At 56.1% G+C, this 16,276-nt stretch carries 11 protein-coding genes and 1 pseudogene; 7 read left to right on the top strand and 5 right to left on the bottom strand.

Features of this window, described 5'->3' with window-relative positions; genetic code table 11:
- Nucleotides 1-5 precede the first annotated feature (5 nt).
- From HX821_RS28605 to HX821_RS28620, 4 genes and pseudogenes are all read right to left on the bottom strand, one after another.
- A complete protein-coding gene (locus HX821_RS28605; RefSeq protein ID WP_177037076.1) occupies nucleotides 6-1,280 on the bottom strand; it encodes a restriction endonuclease subunit S in 1,275 nt (424 codons plus the stop codon).
- Entirely contained in the window at nucleotides 1,273-2,907 is a 1,635-nt protein-coding gene (locus tag HX821_RS28610; protein WP_177037079.1) for a class I SAM-dependent DNA methyltransferase, read from the bottom strand. Before HX821_RS28610 ends, HX821_RS28605 begins: the two co-directional genes overlap by 8 nt.
- Nucleotides 2,901-6,011, bottom strand: coding sequence for a type I restriction endonuclease subunit R (locus HX821_RS28615; RefSeq protein WP_177037081.1), 3,111 nt, complete (start codon nucleotides 6,009-6,011; stop codon nucleotides 2,901-2,903). The genes HX821_RS28610 and HX821_RS28615 overlap by 7 nt, the downstream gene beginning before the upstream one ends.
- Before the next feature lie 16 nt (nucleotides 6,012-6,027).
- A pseudogene (locus tag HX821_RS28620) lies at nucleotides 6,028-7,045 on the bottom strand (Fic family protein).
- Between the two features lie 488 nt (nucleotides 7,046-7,533).
- Between HX821_RS28620 and HX821_RS28625 the strand changes: the two are divergent.
- The 4 genes from HX821_RS28625 (at nucleotide 7,534) to HX821_RS28640 (ending at nucleotide 10,556) form a co-directional block, all read left to right on the top strand.
- Complete coding sequence (locus HX821_RS28625; protein ID WP_177037083.1) at nucleotides 7,534-7,821, top strand: DUF6124 family protein; 288 nt, start codon at nucleotides 7,534-7,536, stop codon at nucleotides 7,819-7,821.
- Nucleotides 7,822-7,932: 111 nt separating this feature from the next.
- Nucleotides 7,933-8,442 carry a hypothetical protein gene (locus HX821_RS28630; protein ID WP_102370220.1) on the top strand — a complete coding sequence of 170 codons (510 nt, stop codon included), beginning with the start codon at nucleotides 7,933-7,935 and terminating at the stop codon, nucleotides 8,440-8,442.
- Nucleotides 8,439-8,987, top strand: a complete 549-nt coding sequence (locus tag HX821_RS28635; RefSeq protein WP_177037085.1) for a nucleotidyltransferase family protein — start codon at nucleotides 8,439-8,441, stop codon at nucleotides 8,985-8,987. Before HX821_RS28630 ends, HX821_RS28635 begins: the two co-directional genes overlap by 4 nt.
- 111 nt (nucleotides 8,988-9,098) lie before the next feature.
- Nucleotides 9,099-10,556, top strand: coding sequence for a glycosyltransferase family 39 protein (locus HX821_RS28640; protein ID WP_177037088.1), 1,458 nt, complete (start codon nucleotides 9,099-9,101; stop codon nucleotides 10,554-10,556).
- A 6-nt stretch (nucleotides 10,557-10,562) separates the two neighbouring features.
- On the opposite strand, the gene HX821_RS28645 is transcribed toward HX821_RS28640, so the two are convergent.
- Entirely contained in the window at nucleotides 10,563-11,786 is a 1,224-nt protein-coding gene (locus HX821_RS28645; protein ID WP_177037089.1) for an OprD family porin, read from the bottom strand.
- A 172-nt stretch (nucleotides 11,787-11,958) separates the two neighbouring features.
- On the opposite strand from HX821_RS28645, the gene HX821_RS28650 reads away from it, so the two are divergent.
- The 3 genes from HX821_RS28650 to HX821_RS28660 all read left to right on the top strand — a co-directional run bounded on the left by HX821_RS28650 (nucleotide 11,959) and on the right by HX821_RS28660 (nucleotide 16,225).
- Nucleotides 11,959-12,855: a LysR family transcriptional regulator gene (locus tag HX821_RS28650; protein WP_177009231.1), complete on the top strand. Its 897-nt coding sequence runs from the start codon at nucleotides 11,959-11,961 to the stop codon at nucleotides 12,853-12,855.
- Between the two features lie 108 nt (nucleotides 12,856-12,963).
- Entirely contained in the window at nucleotides 12,964-14,403 is a 1,440-nt protein-coding gene (locus HX821_RS28655) for a YfcC family protein (RefSeq protein WP_177037090.1), read from the top strand.
- 19 nt (nucleotides 14,404-14,422) lie between these two features.
- Complete coding sequence (locus HX821_RS28660) at nucleotides 14,423-16,225, top strand: CocE/NonD family hydrolase (protein WP_177037109.1); 1,803 nt, start codon at nucleotides 14,423-14,425, stop codon at nucleotides 16,223-16,225.
- Nucleotides 16,226-16,276: the final 51 nt, after the last annotated feature.

The raw sequence follows: 16,276 nt of genomic DNA on the forward strand, positions 1-16,276 counted from the left end.
TTCCGTCATATTACTTTGACCTGGCCATTCATTAGCATAGGGAGAAGCCAGTCGCGAAGTCTTGCCAATCCAGCATTCTCTCTTTGGTTCATTATTATTGCTTTAATCATGGAGTCTAATTTTTCGCCAAGAGCCTTAGCCACTTCGAGATTGAACGGAACTGGAAAGCGCATCATGACACCTGGATTTACCCGTTTATGGCTGTTGGAGGTGCCCGTTGCTGATTGTGTACAGTGCGCGATAAATTGTGGCGACGTGGCCACCATGTACAGAAAGTTCTTGATATTACTACTTGGTGTTCGCCACACGACAAATTCCGTGGAACAAATCAAGCCCTCTTCTTCCATGGCGTAAATAACTCGGCTGAACCACGGATTCAGCTTTGAGACCAAAACATCACTATCTTTGACAGTGAATTTGTTACTCCCAATGGTTTCGCCAGCCTCAATTCCAAAGTTATTAGTGGCGTCATATACTGGGATACTAAAGTGCCTGAAGACCTTATCAGGATAGTTCGCTGGATTTACTGACTGACTGCTAACAGGAGTGATTTTCGACAACGTTGTGGCATCCCATCCCTCCGGGATTTCCCGCTTCAGAGTTTGGTTGTAGGCCATTTTGCCGCCGGAGGTCTTGTAGGGCTTGCCATTAATGTCAGGGAAGTCGAACTGAACAAACCAGTAGTCGTAAAGTGTTTTGACAATAGCTTCTAGCTCGGAGTTGATGCGATTGTTCGTCTTGATCTTGTCAGTAATTGCTTTTAGTGCTGCCGCAATATTGCTAGTATTTTCTAAAATAGGTATTTCTAGCGCTCTCAGATCCGGCAGACACAAATTGCTAACAGTCGAGCCGGTTCTGTCACTCTTCCTGATTTGTTTCTGCACAAATTCAGACTGTAGCGCAAAGAGCAAATATTGGCTCGATATTTTCTTTTGGTTGACTTTAAGCAACACCATGCGTTGGCCAAGGCAACATTCTAGACCAGCTGGGATTAAGCAAACCTCTCCCATTGGGGCCTCTCTAGTTATAATTATGTCGCCTGGTTCTGGCGCGGCTCTTTTAACCCTCTCTTTAAATGAAATTTGGTCTGTAAAGGACGGCGAGGACAGATCAAGCTCACCGCCCTTTATGTTAAAGTTTCTTATGACGATCGCACCTTCATCAGCCCACTTAGGGGTTGAGTGAGGGCAGTCCGTAATTGAAGTGCACAGATCATCTAATGGAATGGTTTTTCCTGGAAAACCTTTTAAATACGACGATACTGGATGACTATTACTCATACTTCAACCCCGCCAGCTGTTTCTTTATTTCAGCCTCCAGCTCATGTGACTGCCCAAATAGGCTTTCTAGATTTACGGTAAAGCTGTTCATCTTCTCGGCGAATTGATCTGGCGTGATATCAATATATTCAACCTTAACATCGAAATACTGACCTGCACTCAGACTGTAGTTTTTATCTTCGAGCTGCTCATAACTAACAGTCACGGAAAAATCTTCTACGGCCTCTCTGGAGTTAAAGGTATCGATAATGCACTGCTCTTCCTTCGGACTGAGAACGGTCCTCTGATTTTTACCGTCCTTGATTTTTCCGCCGAGATTAGACGCGTCAATCAGCACTACCTTGTCTTTGCTGCTGGCATCTATAAATAGAATGGAGACGTTTGTGCCGGTGGTAGCAAAAATATTGGAGGGCATGGATACCACACCGGCCAGCATCTTGTGTTCGACAAGATATTGTAAGATGCCCTTGTCGATACCTGATTTCGCGGAGATAAAGCCGGTGGGCACTACCACGGCAGCCTTTCCACCGGGCTTGAGCGAATAGATGATGTGCTGCAAGAACAACTGGTAGATTTCCATTTTGTCCGTTGCTTTCGGTTTTACCTTGGGAATACCGGCAAAGAAGCGTGACTTGTTTTCCTTGCTGTCCAACGCATCGCGAAAATCGCTGAAGTCCAGTTTAAAGGGAGGGTTGGAGACGATGTAATCAAATTTCTTCAGGTCTTTGCCATCACGGTGATAGGGGTGCAAGACGGTATTGCCCTGAATCACATTGGGGATGGAGTGCACTAGGTTGTTCAGAATCAAGTTCAACCGCAGCAGGCTGGAGGATTTTTGCGAAATATCCTGGGTATAAATGCTACAACGGTTTTCACCGATGGCATGTGCGACGTTCATCAGCAAGGTACCGGAACCTGCGGAGGGGTCGTATACGCTGACGTTGCGTACGTCGCTGCGGGTGCCCTCCGGCACCAAGATTTCCGCCATGATGCGCGCTACCGCATGGGGGGTGAAGTATTCGGCGTATTTGCCACCTGAGTTGCTGTTGTAATCCTTGATCAGGTATTCAAACAGGGTGGCATAGAAGTCAAATTTCTGAGTGAAAATACGCTCGAAGCTGAAGTCCACTAGCTTGTTGATAATGGCCCGGCAGAAATCATCACGCTTGGATTCGTCGGCAATGTACTGGCTCAGACGGTCAAACAGCACAACTTTTGTCCCGCGATCGGTTTTTACTGCGAACACGTCGTTGTTGCTGATGGCTATATCCAGCAGGGTATCGTCAAATAGCTTGGCGAAATCAGCGGTGGCCTGCCTATTGTAGAGGTAACCGATGAAGTGCACTGGTTTCAGCCGAGCCGTGTCACCGCCCATCCGCCGTTGCAGCATTTCCAGTTCGTTTTTTGGCATCTTTGCCAGTGCGTCCTCCAAGCTGGCTTCGGCAACCAAGATAGGTTTGATTCGTTTCGCCTCGTAGGCGAATTTGTCGTTGAGAAACTTGTACAGAAATGCTTGGGTGATGATCTTGAATTCGTTGCCATCATTGCCCAAACCATAGTTGGCGCAAATACTTTTCAGGCTGTCGATCAATGCCTTGGCTTTCTGTTGAAACTCAAACTCTACCACGAACGTGCTCCACTGTTGTATTCATTCAGGTATTCGGTGACGACCAAATGATTGATGTAATCTGAGGTGTCGGGGTTAAGTTGTATCTGTTGCTCATCCAGGAATCGGACTATGACTCGTGGCATCATTTGTCGCTCAAAGTAGTTTTCATTGAGCAATATCTGATGGTTATTCAGCGCCTGTTCGTCGGCGTCCTGTTTTACCCCGGTAAGTGCCGCAAATATTTTGCGTTCTGATTCATTTATGTCGTTTTTACTGTTTTGACGCTCTTGCAAGCGCTTATGGATGCGGGTGTATTTGGCATCGCCCAGATACTTCTGCCGGAGTTGGTTATTCTGGCGGTTTAGCTCTTTTACACGTACATGTATTTTTTCCAATGCGCCGATATTGGCGACCATTTCATCTTGGGTGACTTCGCTGAGGTTCTTTTTCTTGAACAAGCGTTCCAGCTCTTCCTTGAGACTGATGAACTGCGGGTCTTGCTGGTCAAAGTTGCTGGCCAGCGCCTCGCGGGTTTGGCGCAGGGTGTTCTTCAACTGGTCGGCCAGTACCAGTTCTTCTTCGCCGATCTTGATGAATTTGAAGATGACATCCTCAAGGGCGACATTCAGCAGGTTAGTGGTGTCCGCACCTTGCTCGATGCTTTCCTTGAGGTTGAGCATGTCCAGGTGGTTGCAGGTTTCCCGATACAGAATGTTCAGCTTGGCAAAATCCAGCTCATCAAGAGCGCCATACTCGCCTTGCAGGCGGATCAGGTTATAGAGGCTTCTGGCATTTTCCAGTGCCTTTTTCAGTGCCAGGATGGTGTGCCGATCTTGTATCTGGTTGATCTGGTCGGCAAAGACTTCGGCGTTTTCAATATCGAAGCGGAACAGCACATCTTTGATTTGCTCAATTTCCTGCTGAATTTCTTCGCGGGATTTGAACAGCTTGGAGTAGTGCTCCATTTCGTCGCCGAGTTCATCGTTCAACTCTTTTAGGTAGCGTTGGTTGGTTGCCTCGAACTCTTTGCTGATGTCGGCAAAGTCCACCACGTAGCCATAACGGAAATCCTTGTAGGTGCGGTTGACTCGGGTTAACGCCTGCAGCAGGTTGTGTTTGCGAATCACCCGGCCCAGATACAGCTTTTTCAGGCGCTTGGCATCAAAGCCGGTGAGGAGCATGTTGTAGACGAACAGGAGGTCTATTTTTCCTGCCTTGAAGTCTTCCACCCAGTCTTTGCGTTCTTCCTTGGTGCCGATGTCGTGCAGGATCAGCGCTGCGCTTTTGACCTTGTTATCCAGCCTGACTCTGGCGGCATAGCTGTTTGGTTTGGCGGCAGCAATCAGGATTTGTGCGGAGTCCTTGACTTCATAAGGTGCGCTGGAAGTTTGTGCATAGACCGCGTTGAAGATGTCGAACATCTGCTTGGCTTGTTCCGAGCTGTCGCAGATCACCAGGCCACCAATGCTGGCATCGTTAAGCGTGCCCCGGCTTTTTTCAAAGTCGGTGACGATGTAGTCCAGCATCGGCTCGACAAAACTTGCATGGGCATAGATGAGCTTGCGGTCTACGTCGCCCATTTTGACTTCCACGTCTTCCAGCGCCTGTTGCAGCACCATTTTGTAGTTAGTGGCGATCTCTTCCCGGATCAGGCGTAGCGTGTAACCGTCGGCAATGGAGGCGTTGTAATAGTATTTGTGGATGTAGCCGCCAAAAAGCGCCCGCGAGTTGTAGTCGTCGCCCAGCAGTGGTGTGCCGGTAAGACCGATCTTGATGGCGTTGGTGTCCGACTGGCCAAGGTTGGCAAGGAAACTGCCCGTCGGGTTGTAGCTGCGGTGTACTTCATCAAGAAAGTACACGCGCTGGATGGCGACGTCGTAGTCATTGGTCGAAACGACATCCGGGTCGTCCTTAAATTTCTGGATGTTGACCACGGTGATTTCCGGTTTGCCCGAATGGTTGTGGATCACCTGGGTTGCCTTGATGGCACGGGTAAAGGCTTCGCGCGAATCGATGGTGTAAACCGTCAGGCCGCGTGCGATGAATTCCCGCTGTGCTTGTTGTAGTAGATCAAGCCGATCGACGATGAAGTAGAACTTGGGAACGATCTGCCGCTTCTGAAAATGGTCGGTCAGAAAGCGAACGTTGTAGAAGGTCAGTGCGGTTTTGCCGCTGCCCTGGGTATGCCAGATAATCCCCTTCTTGATGCCGTTATCGAGTGTTCTTTCGATGGCCTTGGTGGCGAATAGCTGCGGGTAACGCATGATGTGCTTGTGCAGCCCGTCAGCCTCCGACACATAGGCGAGCGCGTAACGCAGGATAAATGCCAGCCGCTCTTTGCCAAGCAATGAGGTGCAGATACGGTTGGTTGGCCGGTTCGGATCTTTGTTGGTCTGGAACTCGGGATTGTTACGGATCACTTCGAGGTTGTTGTCTTTCAATACCCTGATCTCTTCCGCTTCCGGCAGCGGCTTGAGCAGGGCCGTCAGGTTCAGTACTTCTTCTTCGCGGAAGTAGTTGAAGACCGGCTTATGGTAGGAGCTGCTGGCATAGAAGGCACCTTGTACAGGCTCCGGGTCGCCGTCGTCGTACTCCATGTTGTTGGAGAAGATCATGAACTGGGTGGTGTTGGCAAAGCGTCTGAATTTGGGGTTTTGAAAGCGCTTGTTGATGCGATCACGCTCGGCCAGTATGCCTTCCCGATTGTTGGGCTTCTTCACCTCAATAAAGACCAGCGGAATGCCGTTGATCAGCAAGGTGATGTCTGGCCGGAATTCTTCATCGCCATTCTGGCAGGTCAGTTCCGTGACGACATGGAAGCTGTTGTTGTTGAAGTTTTCGAAATCAATCAGCCGGATATTGGAGCGAGCGCTCAGGCGTTCAAAGAAAGCGCGGCCGAGGTCTTCGTTATCCAGCAGCAGTTTGGTGTCTTCCAGCAGGCGATGCACATCATCCGGTTTGATGCCTGGGTTGATTTTGCTTATGGCGGCAAAAAAAAGCGTTGGGAAGATATTGGTATTCTGATCCCAGGTTTGATCCTTGAGTGACAGGTACTGATAGCCCAGCCGCATCAGATGGAGGATGACTGGGATTTTGACTCGGGTGTCTTCATTGAACTTCATGCTAAGTCCCTATTTTTTACGTCGTGCGACGCCATTTCGCGCCACGCCCTTTGCCAGTCGATTCGATCAACTCCTCCGATTTCATTGTCGGCAGCCCCAGCCGCACCACGTCCCGGCTGACGCCTGGGCAGGTTTCCTCGATCTCCGAAATAGAAAACAGCAGGGCTCGATCCAAGATTTCCGTGCGAACCCGGTGGCATTTGCTACCTCGAAAGCGCTCAATGGTGCCGACGCTCTTCAAACTCGCGGTAGGCCCGCAGCAGAGCTCACCAGAAGTAGTCGAGTCAGAGTTTGACGTCGTGTTGCCCTTGATGCCAGCCCTGTGAGCTTGCTTCCAGTGTCTGGTATAGCCTTCCTTGGCGTCCTCGAAGATGCGCTCTAGGCTGATATAGCGACCCACGGCGTAGTCGAGTTGGTAGAGCAGCACAGACTCAGCAAGCGAGAGATGCGGCCATTGCCGTCTTGGAAGGTGTAAATACATAGGAGGTCAAGTATCGCCAGCGGTATTGGCCCCAGTGGGTCGGCCAGGTGCTGATCCAGTGCGGTGGAGAGTACCGAGTCAAGTCGGCCACGGCCATCGGCGTCAAATGAGCGGCTACTGGCTGGACGCGCGGCCGTGACGTGCCGTCCGGAAGGTGTTCGATGATATCATTTTTTGGCGGCTTTCCAGCGTCCGCTGGGCAGCGGCATGCACCGATACATCATGCTGTGCAGTTACAGCGCCGCGCCTTCGTTGAAGGTCATGTGTGCGGCCGATTCGTGGATCAACGCCAGGGCATCGCGGTAGCCGGCGATCTGCTGTTCAAAGCGACTCTTCGGTGCTGCATTGCGGATCCAGAGACTTCAGTCGTGAGGACGCGACAACAACACCTTCCAATCGGTTGCATATCTTGCTGAATTCGACCAAGGCGATCTGGTGCAGGCCCTTGAGGGCTTCGGGGGACTGCGACGTATAACTGTTGCTTGCCCTGAAACTCTGTTACTGCCACCAAACCTGAGCACTCAATCTTCTCACTGGGGAGAAATGGTAGCACTGAAGCATTCCAGCTGGTATTCCAACCGATCACTATAACCAGAGTTTTTATATTAAAAACAATACATTACGGATTTAATTCAACTTACCCCGACACCAAATCCGAAGCACCGCCAAAACCCGCCTTGTGCGGGTTTTGTTGTTTCTGTTCTCCTGGAAACACACAGCAGATTAGCCCTTCGGATTTTTCCCGCAAGACATCGCGCCCTTGGTGAACTGGTGCTCATCAATCGACACGACTAGCCTTGAAACGTCGCTGCAAAATCAGCGACCGGGTTTAGCAGCTCGGTTAATATCAAGGCATGCAATGCCACCATCCGTTCAAGCGAAGCATCTTGCGTTCGCTAGTCCACGTTATGGCGGCTGTGCGTGGGGCACTTTCGAGTGCGCTGGGTTCCTTGATTCCTGGTCTGCTAACCCGCGTACAGTCGCCACCCTTTTCGTTTAGCAGCGATGTCTGGCGACTCCACCAATCAAGGAGTTGCAGTCATGAAAAAGCACAGCCCCAACCCTCCAAGCCCCAGCCAATCCGGCACGGATATCTTCTGTATCGCCCAAAACATCGACCCCGAAACCCTGCTCGTACAGGCCTGCGAAACCCTCGCCTCACTGAACGCGCTCACTACCGACCTGGCTTTCGAGTTCGATGGCGCCTTTCGCCATAAACTCCTGGCCACCCAGCAATTGAGCGTCCTGGGTGAGTTGCTGGTGACGCGCGCACTGGACATTCTTGCGCCAACGGCAGACTCAGAAGCTGCGGGAAGGACCGTTTCCTGACAGAAAACATGACGATCCGTTTGAGCCCCCCCAAAAGTAAGAAAAAGGTGAAGGTCTATTTTCTTTTAAAATAAACCCCACCTTTTTTGAAACATAAGGATGTGTGCCGCAGTGAACAAGAATTCCTACGCCTACCTGATACCTGTCGTGCTGGGCGTACAGCTTCTGTTGGCCGTGCTGTTTATATGGCAGTTCAGCATCTCACCGGCCATCCACTTCAAACCGGTCGCGGAGAAAGCCTGTTTATCCGTATCTCTCGTCCTGACCCTGGCTGCGTCCGTGATTGTCTGGCGGGTAAGAAAACCTCAGCTGCGGCTCGAAAAAAAATGGACACTGCTTAAGGCGTTTGCCGGGATGTTCATCCTATGCACGCTGTTCTCGGTGACGCTGTTTTCGTTGGCCATTTTATGTTCGGGCGGCACCCGCAGCAGCTATACAGCTCACTACGAATATTCGTCAGGCGGCAGTAAAAGCTGCAGCGGAATCACGGTCTTCGATGCTGAGCTGAATAATACGATTAAAATCTGCCGCCCCACGTGGATCGGTTATCGCGATGAAGTGAGGGTGGTGAAAGTCAGCAATGACCTGGGGATCGTTGTGAAAGAGGCCGTTATCCTTTGAGCGAGAAAGCCCTCCAGACCCTGATCAGCAGCGATGCCCAACGCTGGCACCTACTGGACATCGTCCGCTCCCTCGCCCTCCCCGACTGCTGGATCGGCGCCGGCTTCGTACGCAACGCGGTATGGGATCACCTGCACGGTCGCCCCCTATCACCACCGACCGGCGACGTCGACGTACTGTGGTTTGACGCCTCCTGTACCGACCCCAACGAAGACCGCCGCCTCGAAGCCCTGTTACACGCAGCCGAACCCTCCATCATCTGGTCCGTCAAAAACCAGGCCCGCATGCACCTGCGAAACGGCGACGCACCTTACCGCAACGCCAGCGACGCCATGCGCTTCTGGCCCGAGACCGCCACCGCAGTAGCCGTCAGGAGAACCGCAGAAGACCTATGCGAAGTTTCAACCCCTCTCGGCCTGGAAGACCTGTTCAATCTCCAACTCAAACCCACGCCCCGCTTCACCCAGGAAAAACACGCCATCTACCAACAACGCATCACCTCCAAACGCTGGCTAACCCACTGGCCATTGCTGAAACAATCCTGACCCTACAAAAACCTCACATTCATTCACGAATTATTAAGAATCGCCCTCGTATACTCGCCGATCGCCCGGGCCGTTCCCCCGAATGGCCCCCTGCCCCGGTAGCCAGAATCCATGACGCGTTCCGCTCCTCTGCTGCTCCTGCTCGCTGCGCTGTTGTTTTTCTTTGCCCTTGGCAATCACGAGTTGCAAGGCTCGACCGAGGCCCGTGTGGCCGGGATCGCCATGGCCATGCACCTGGATAACGACTGGGTGGTGCCGCGACTGTTCCGTGAACCCTTCCTGGAGAAACCGCCGCTGAGCCTGTGGCTCGACGCCGGGGCGATCCGGCTGTTTGGCGGTACCACTTGGGCAGTGCGCCTGGCGTCGGCGTTTGCCGGGCTGTTCAGCGTGATGCTGCTGTACGGGATGCTGCGCAAGTTTGGCCGGCCCAAGGCGCTGGCGTTTGTCGCGGGCCTGATGCTGGCGACCATGGCCAGTTACTGGAGCAATGTGCGCGGCGTCGGTGAGGATTCGCTGCTCACCCTCGGGGTTACCATGGCCCTGCTGGCGTTCTATCAGGCCAACCGCCCCGAGTCGGAGCGCGACCGTTCCAACCTGAGCACCTGGTTGCTGTTCACCTTTGGGATGGTCATCGCCACCTTGAGCAAAGGGGTTCTGGGCCTGGCCATGCCTGGCGTGGTGATCTTCGTCTATCTGGCCAGTACCAGCCTGATGGACAAACAATTCAAGCTGGGCGACTGGATCAAGCCCGGGCTGTTCACGCTGCTGGCGCTGGTGCCGCTGATGATCTGGCTGGGTTTCCTGTACCAGCGCGACGGGTTGCAGGGGGTACGTGAAGTGCTGCTGACCAATAGCGTCGGGCGCTTCAGCGGTTCGTTCGTCGAAGCCGGCCACTACGAGCCGTTCTATTACTACATCGTCAAATTGCCCGAAGCGTTTTTGCCGTGGAACATCCTGGTGTACCTGGGGCTGTGGCACTTCCGCAAAAGCCTGGTGCGCAACCGCTACCGGTTGTTTTTCAGCGTATGGCTGGTGGCGCAGTTCACCCTGCTGACGTTTGCCTCCAGCAAGCGCACGGTTTATCTGATGGCCTTGACGCCCGCCGCAGCAGTGCTGGCCGCCGAGTATGGCGGCGTGCTGCTGGGCTGGCTGAAAAGTCGTGGGCAGGTTTCACACGTTGCCGAACACGTTTATGAAAACCGACGGGGTCTGGTAGGTGGCTTCTTCACCGTGGTAGTGGCCTGCTACCTGATTGCAGCTTTCTGGTTCGCGCCCAAGGCCGATGTGCGCCAGTCGTTTGTGCCGGTAATCAGCCAGATCCAAGCGATGCAGGCGCAGGGCAAAGAGGTGGTGTTGTATCAGGCCAACGAGCGGATCGCCGGCGCCGGGGTGTTCTACATGCAGGGTTACTTGACGATCCTGCAGACGCCGGAGGAGCTCAAAAGTTACCTCGCGGCCAAGCCCGGCAACGTGGCCCTGGTGGACAATACTGACCGGCTGAACGTCCCGGTGAGGGTGGTCAAGGAGATGGCGATCAACCGTCAGCCGTACTATTTCGTCGAGCAGTAGGGCCTGTCACCACAGTGCCAGGTCGTACGTGAGGTAGATCCGGTAGTTGTCACGATCGCTCGCATAGGTCGAGCGATACGTGGCCTTGCGCAACTCGATGCCTACGCCTTTGAAGGTGCTGTCCTGGATCACGTAGCGCAGGTTGGTGTCCGACTCCCACTCACGGGCTTCGCGGCCCTTGAAGTCACCGTTCTGGCCCTTGTAGTAACGGGTCATGAAGGTCAGGCCCGGCAGCACGGCGGCAAAGTCGTAGTCATAACGCAGCATCCAGGTTTGCTCACCGGCCTGGATGAATTTGCCGACACCTGCGTTGCTGAAGGAATACACCGTCGACACGCTGGCGTAGGGCAACGCGGTATTGCCGGTGACTTTCTGATAACCCACGCCCAGCGCCTGCGGCCCTAGCCGGTAGGTGAACAACCCGCTGAACATGTCGCTGTCGACCTTGCCGTTGCGTGCCTCGCCCGCTTCGTTGCTGATGAAGTAACGCAAGTCGCTGGTCAGGCTGCCGGCACCCACTGGCTGTTTATGCACCAGGCCAAAGAACTGCTGGCGATAGAATTCACGCATTTCGCCGTAGTACCAGGTACCGCTTAGCTTGGGCGTGAAGGCATAGGTAGCGCCGGCAAAATCAAAGTCGCTGCCCTTTTTGCCGCTGTAGCCCTGGGGATAAATGTCCACGCTGTCGGTCGAGTTTCGCAGCTTGAACTTGTCCAGGTGCCCGGCGTGCACGTACAGGTTACGGACGCCGCTGTACTCGACTTGAGTGCCCTGGAATGTTTGTGGCAACAGCCGGCCATCGTTGTATACCAGCACTGGAATCTTCGGCAGCAGCGTGCCGGTTTTCACCACGGCTTCACCGATGCGCATCTTGGCGGTCACGCCCAGGCTTGAGAATTCGCTGGCCGCGCGGCCATCGTCGTGCACGGGCAATAAGCCGGTGCCAGCATGGGCGCGGCTGGAGTCGAGCCGGATCCCCGACAACCCCAGCGCATCGAGGCCGAAACCCACCGTGCCTTCGGTATAACCCGATTGCAGGTTGAGCAAAAAGCCCTGGGCCCACTCCTTGCGGTCCTCGCCGCCGTCGCGGTAACCGTCGTTGAAATAGTAATTGCGCAAGGTCAATTTTCCGTGGGAATCCTCCCAGAAACCCTGGGCCATCAGTGCCGGTGACAGGCTCGCCAGCAAGCCCGTGCACACCACTGCTCCCCTCGTGAAAAGCTCACGCATAACCGTCTCCCGAATGCCGTATTGTGATTTTTTATGGGCAGTTGCTGCCTGCGACACGCTGGACGGCGCCTCGCATTGCGGCGGACACTAACGGCTCCTCGAACGCCCGGCAACGTTATGCGAGAAGCGCATCAGGCTATGCGCAAAGCCCTCAAACCACAGGAAAATCACGGTGAATCTCAAGCAGCTCGAAGCCTTCAAGGCGATCATGTCCACCGGTTCGACCATCGGTGCGGCGACCCGCATGGGCCTGTCGCAATCGGCAGTCAGCCGGTTGTTGAGCCAGCTGGAAGAGGCATTGGGTTTCGCGTTGTTCCTGCGCAAAAAAGGCCGCTTGATGGCGACCCCGGAGGCTGAAGAACTGCTCGCCGAAGTGGCCGGCCTGGTCGACGGCATGCAGCGTATCCAGCGCCTGGCAGATGAGATGCGCGTGGGCCGTTCGCGCAAGAGCCTGATCAAGGTCGGGGTGCCCACCAGCATGACCCAGGAGCTGCTGCCGCGGATCGTCGCCGAGTTTCTCAAGGGCCGGGAAGACATCGTCGTCGAGCTGCTGACCGGTTCCTACGACATGATCGAACGGGCCGTGCTCGACCGCTCCGCCGACCTCGGTTTTGTGCGCTTGCCTACCGAGATTCCCGACTTCGAGATTGAACCGGTGCTGGAAACCGAAGGCGTGTGCGTGATGCCCGCTGACCATCCGCTGACCCGCCACGCCTGCATCGAAGTGCAACACTTGCGGGACGTGCCGCTGGTAATGCTGGGCCGGCAACGGGCCCTGCGGGCGGAGTTGAACCAGGTGTTTCGCGCAGCCAACCTGACGCCACAGGTGCGGGTGGAAGTGCACTCGGTGGGCGCCGCGTGCAGCTTTGTCGCCGAGGGGTTGGGGGTGTCGATCGTCAATGGTTTGCTGGCCAGCCACTTCATGCATTTGCCGATTGTGGCCCGCCCGTTTCGACCGGCATTGCCCTATGCATTCGGCCTGGCGTTTCGCGCGGATGAACCCAGGTCCAAGGTGGTGACGGCGTTTGCCGAGCACCTCAAGCACCGCCTGGCCGCACAAAACGCATAGCCCAACCCAGCCCGCGCATAACGTTGTCGCCGTTAAAACTTTGCCCTAGTGTCCACTCCACAAGTGTCACCCGACACAACAATAACAGCGCACACCGGGGCAACCAGCATGACCGAACCGCAGATCGTCCGTACCCACTCGCCCACTGAAACGCCGGTGGAAAAACCCGCGCAGCGCAAGCAGATCAACCCGGCCATCATTCTGTTGAGCATCGTGCTGCTGGCTGTCGCCTTCACCTACGCGGTGAACTCGGGCAAGTTCCAGCGCCAGAACGGCCTGGTGGTTCCGGGCTCCTATCAGGTGCTGGAAAAGCACGACTCCCTGGGCCAACTGTTCTCCCTCGAACCGCGCAAGGCCAGCGATATGGTCGCTCGGCCGGTATCGTTGGTCGAGGGCTTCATGGCCATTCCCCAAGGCATCGAAAAACGCGCCGCGCTGATTTTCATGGTGCTGTTCATCGGTGGGATGTTCGGCGTGTTGAACAAGGCCGGTGTGATTGATGCCGGTCTTGAACGCCTGCTGGGGCTGACCCGGGGCAATATCTACGTGCTGGTGCCCAGCCTGATGCTGGTGTTTTCCGCCGGCAGCACCTTCATGGGCCTGGCCAAGGAATTCATCCTGATCGTGCCGTTGATGGTGGCCATGGCCAACCGCCTGGGGCTGTCGAACCTGATCGGCCTGGCCATCGTGACCATCTCGGTGAAGATCGGCTACCTGGCCTCCATCTCCAACCCGGTGGCGTTGTCCGTGGCACAGCCGATGGTGGGGCTGCCGATTTTCAGCGGCCTGAGCATGCGCGTCCTGGCCTACTGCACGTTCCTGCTGGTGGGCATCGCGTTCGTACTGTGGAGTATCCGCAAGCACGGGTTTGATGCCAGCGCGCAGATCACCTTCGAACGCAAACCGCTGCCCCTGCGCCACCTCCTGAACCTGATCGTGCTGGGGGCCGGCATTGGTTTCCTGGTATACGCCTCGAACCGCTGGGAGTGGAAATACCACGAGCTGTCGGCGTTCTACCTGCTGCTGACCGTGGTGTTCAGCGTAATCGCCAGCCTGGGTGCCAGCACCGCCGCCAGCGCCTTTGTCGACGGCATGAAAAAGGTGCTGATCGCCGGTGTGTTGATCGGCCTGGCGACCGCCGTGGAAATCATCCTCAGCACCGGCCAGGTGCTCGACACCATCGTCAACAGCCTCGCCAATCTGGTGGGCGATCATGGCCCGGTGGTCTCGGCCTACGGCATGTTCTTCGCACAACTGGGGCTGGATGTACTGATCCCGTCCACCTCGGGGCAGGCGGCGGTGACCATGCCGATCTTCGGGCCGCTGGGACAGCTCTCCGGCGTCAGCCCGCAAACCACGGTGTTCGCGTTTTTGCTGGGCAACGGCCTGACCAACATGATCACCCCGACCTCCAGCGGCCTGCTGGTATTACTGGCCACCGCCAACGTCGGCTGGGGCCAGTGGGCACGCTACATCCTGCCGCTGTTTCTGATCTATGCGGTGCTGGCGATGGTGTTGTTGGCCATTGCCGTAGGCACCGGGTACTGAACCCATGAGTGTTTTTCCCATGCAGACGTTGCACAACCAGATGATCGCCATGCGCGACGGCATCCACCTGGCCACCGATATCTACTTGCCCCACGGTCCAGGCCCGTTTCCGGTGGTAATCGAACGCACCCCGTACGACAAGAGCAAACCATCGCGCTCGGAAATCCAGCTCGACGGCCAGCACATTTCCCGCGAGCAAATGGCCGCGCGGTTCGCAGCCCAGGGCTTTGTCGCGATCTTCCAGGATTGCCGCGGGCGCTACGCCTCCGAAGGCGTGTTCACCAAATACACCGCCGAGGGCGAAGACGGTTGCGACACCCTGGCCTGGATCGTCGAGCAGCCGTGGTGCAACGGCAAGATTGGCAGCATGGGCCTGTCCTACGCCGCCCACACGCAACTGGCGATGGCCTGCCTGCATCCGCCGGGCCTTGCCAGCATGGTGCTGGACAGCGGCGGCTTCGCCAACGCCTACCAATGCGGGATTCGCCAGGGCGGCGCGCTGGAGCTCAAGCAGGCCACCTGGGCGTTTCGCCAGGCCAAGGAAAGCCCGGCGGCACTGGCGGATCCGAAGATCCTCGAAGCCCTCGAACAGGAAGACATCCACCAGTGGTTCAAGCGCATGCCGTGGCACGCCGGGCAATCGCCCCTGCGGCATGTGCCGGAGTACGAAGCCTATCTGCTGGAGCAGTGGGCCCAGGGCGACTTCGGCCCGTACTGGCAAGCGCCGGGCATCTACGCCGAGGGGCATTACCACGATCTGCCGGATATCCCGGTGCTGTTCATGTCCAGTTGGTACGACGCCTATGTCAGTTCGACCCTCGCCAACTACGCGGCGTTTTGCGCCGGCAGTACGGCGCAGCATCAGTTGATCATGGGCCCTTGGCTGCATGGTGATCGCAACATCACTCACAGTGGCGATGCGCAATTTGGTGCGCCAGCGGCCTTCGACGGGCAGGTGGCGAAAGACTGGTTGAGCTGCCGCCTGGACTGGTTTGAACGCACCCTCAAGGGTTCGCCGCTGCCTGCACCCGCGGCGGTGAAGGTGTTCTTGATGGGCGGTGGCACCGGTGAGCGCGATCAACAGGGGCGCTTGCAACATGGCGGGCACTGGATCGACAGTCATCAATGGCCGCTACCGGATAGCCGGCAACTCACCCTGCACCTCACCGCACAACGCCAACTGCAACCTGAACCGCCGACCACCGAGGGCCAGCTCAGCTACTGCGCCGACCCGGCCGATCCGGTGCCGACCATCGGTGGCGCCCTGACCTCCGGCGCGCCGATTTTTGTCGGCGGCGCTTTCGACCAACGCGAGCGGGCGGACTTCTTCGGTACCCGTGGCGACCAGCGCCCCCTGGCCGAGCGCAGCGATGTCTTAAGCTTCCAGACCGAGCCACTCAGCCACGACCTGATCGTCGCAGGCCCGCTGCGCGTGGAACTGTGGATCGACAGCGATGCGCCCGACACCGACTTCACCGCCAAACTGGTCGACGTCTACCCGGACGGCTACGCCATGAACATCACCGACGGCATCCTGCGGGCCCGCTACCGAAACACCTGGGAGCACCCCACCCTGCTGACCCCGGGTGAGCGGGTCAAGGTGGTGATCGAACCCTTCGCCACCTGCAATCTGTTCCAGCGCGGCCACCGGTTGCGCCTCGACATCGCCAGCAGCAACTTCCCGCGCTTTGACGTCAACCCCAACAGCGGTGAAGCACCCGGCCAGGCAGAACATCCCAGGGTGGCGCGCAACACGCTACACCTGAGTACCGATTGCCCGTCACGCCTGATACTGACCGTGGTCGAGGCCTTGAGTAACTAACTACCGCCATCCACACGCCGAGACTGCGCACCCTCAGGGACCATTGACTCC

Origin of the sequence: Pseudomonas sp. B6001 (assembly GCF_013386015.1) — a bacterium.
GTDB lineage: Bacteria > Pseudomonadota > Gammaproteobacteria > Pseudomonadales > Pseudomonadaceae > Aquipseudomonas.

What these genes read in the sequence shown, in the direction of transcription:
- HX821_RS28605 (WP_177037076.1), bottom strand. Translation starts at nt 1,280, where the DNA reads ATGAGTAATAGTCATCCAGTATCGTCGTATTTAAAAGGTTTTCCAGGA.
- HX821_RS28615 (WP_177037081.1), bottom strand. Translation starts at nt 6,011, where the DNA reads ATGAAGTTCAATGAAGACACCCGAGTCAAAATCCCAGTCATCCTCCAT.
- HX821_RS28625 (WP_177037083.1), top strand. Translation starts at nt 7,534, where the DNA reads ATGAAAAAGCACAGCCCCAACCCTCCAAGCCCCAGCCAATCCGGCACG.
- HX821_RS28640 (WP_177037088.1), top strand. Translation starts at nt 9,099, where the DNA reads ATGACGCGTTCCGCTCCTCTGCTGCTCCTGCTCGCTGCGCTGTTGTTT.
- HX821_RS28645 (WP_177037089.1), bottom strand. Translation starts at nt 11,786, where the DNA reads ATGCGTGAGCTTTTCACGAGGGGAGCAGTGGTGTGCACGGGCTTGCTG.
- HX821_RS28655 (WP_177037090.1), top strand. Translation starts at nt 12,964, where the DNA reads ATGACCGAACCGCAGATCGTCCGTACCCACTCGCCCACTGAAACGCCG.
- HX821_RS28660 (WP_177037109.1), top strand. Translation starts at nt 14,423, where the DNA reads ATGCAGACGTTGCACAACCAGATGATCGCCATGCGCGACGGCATCCAC.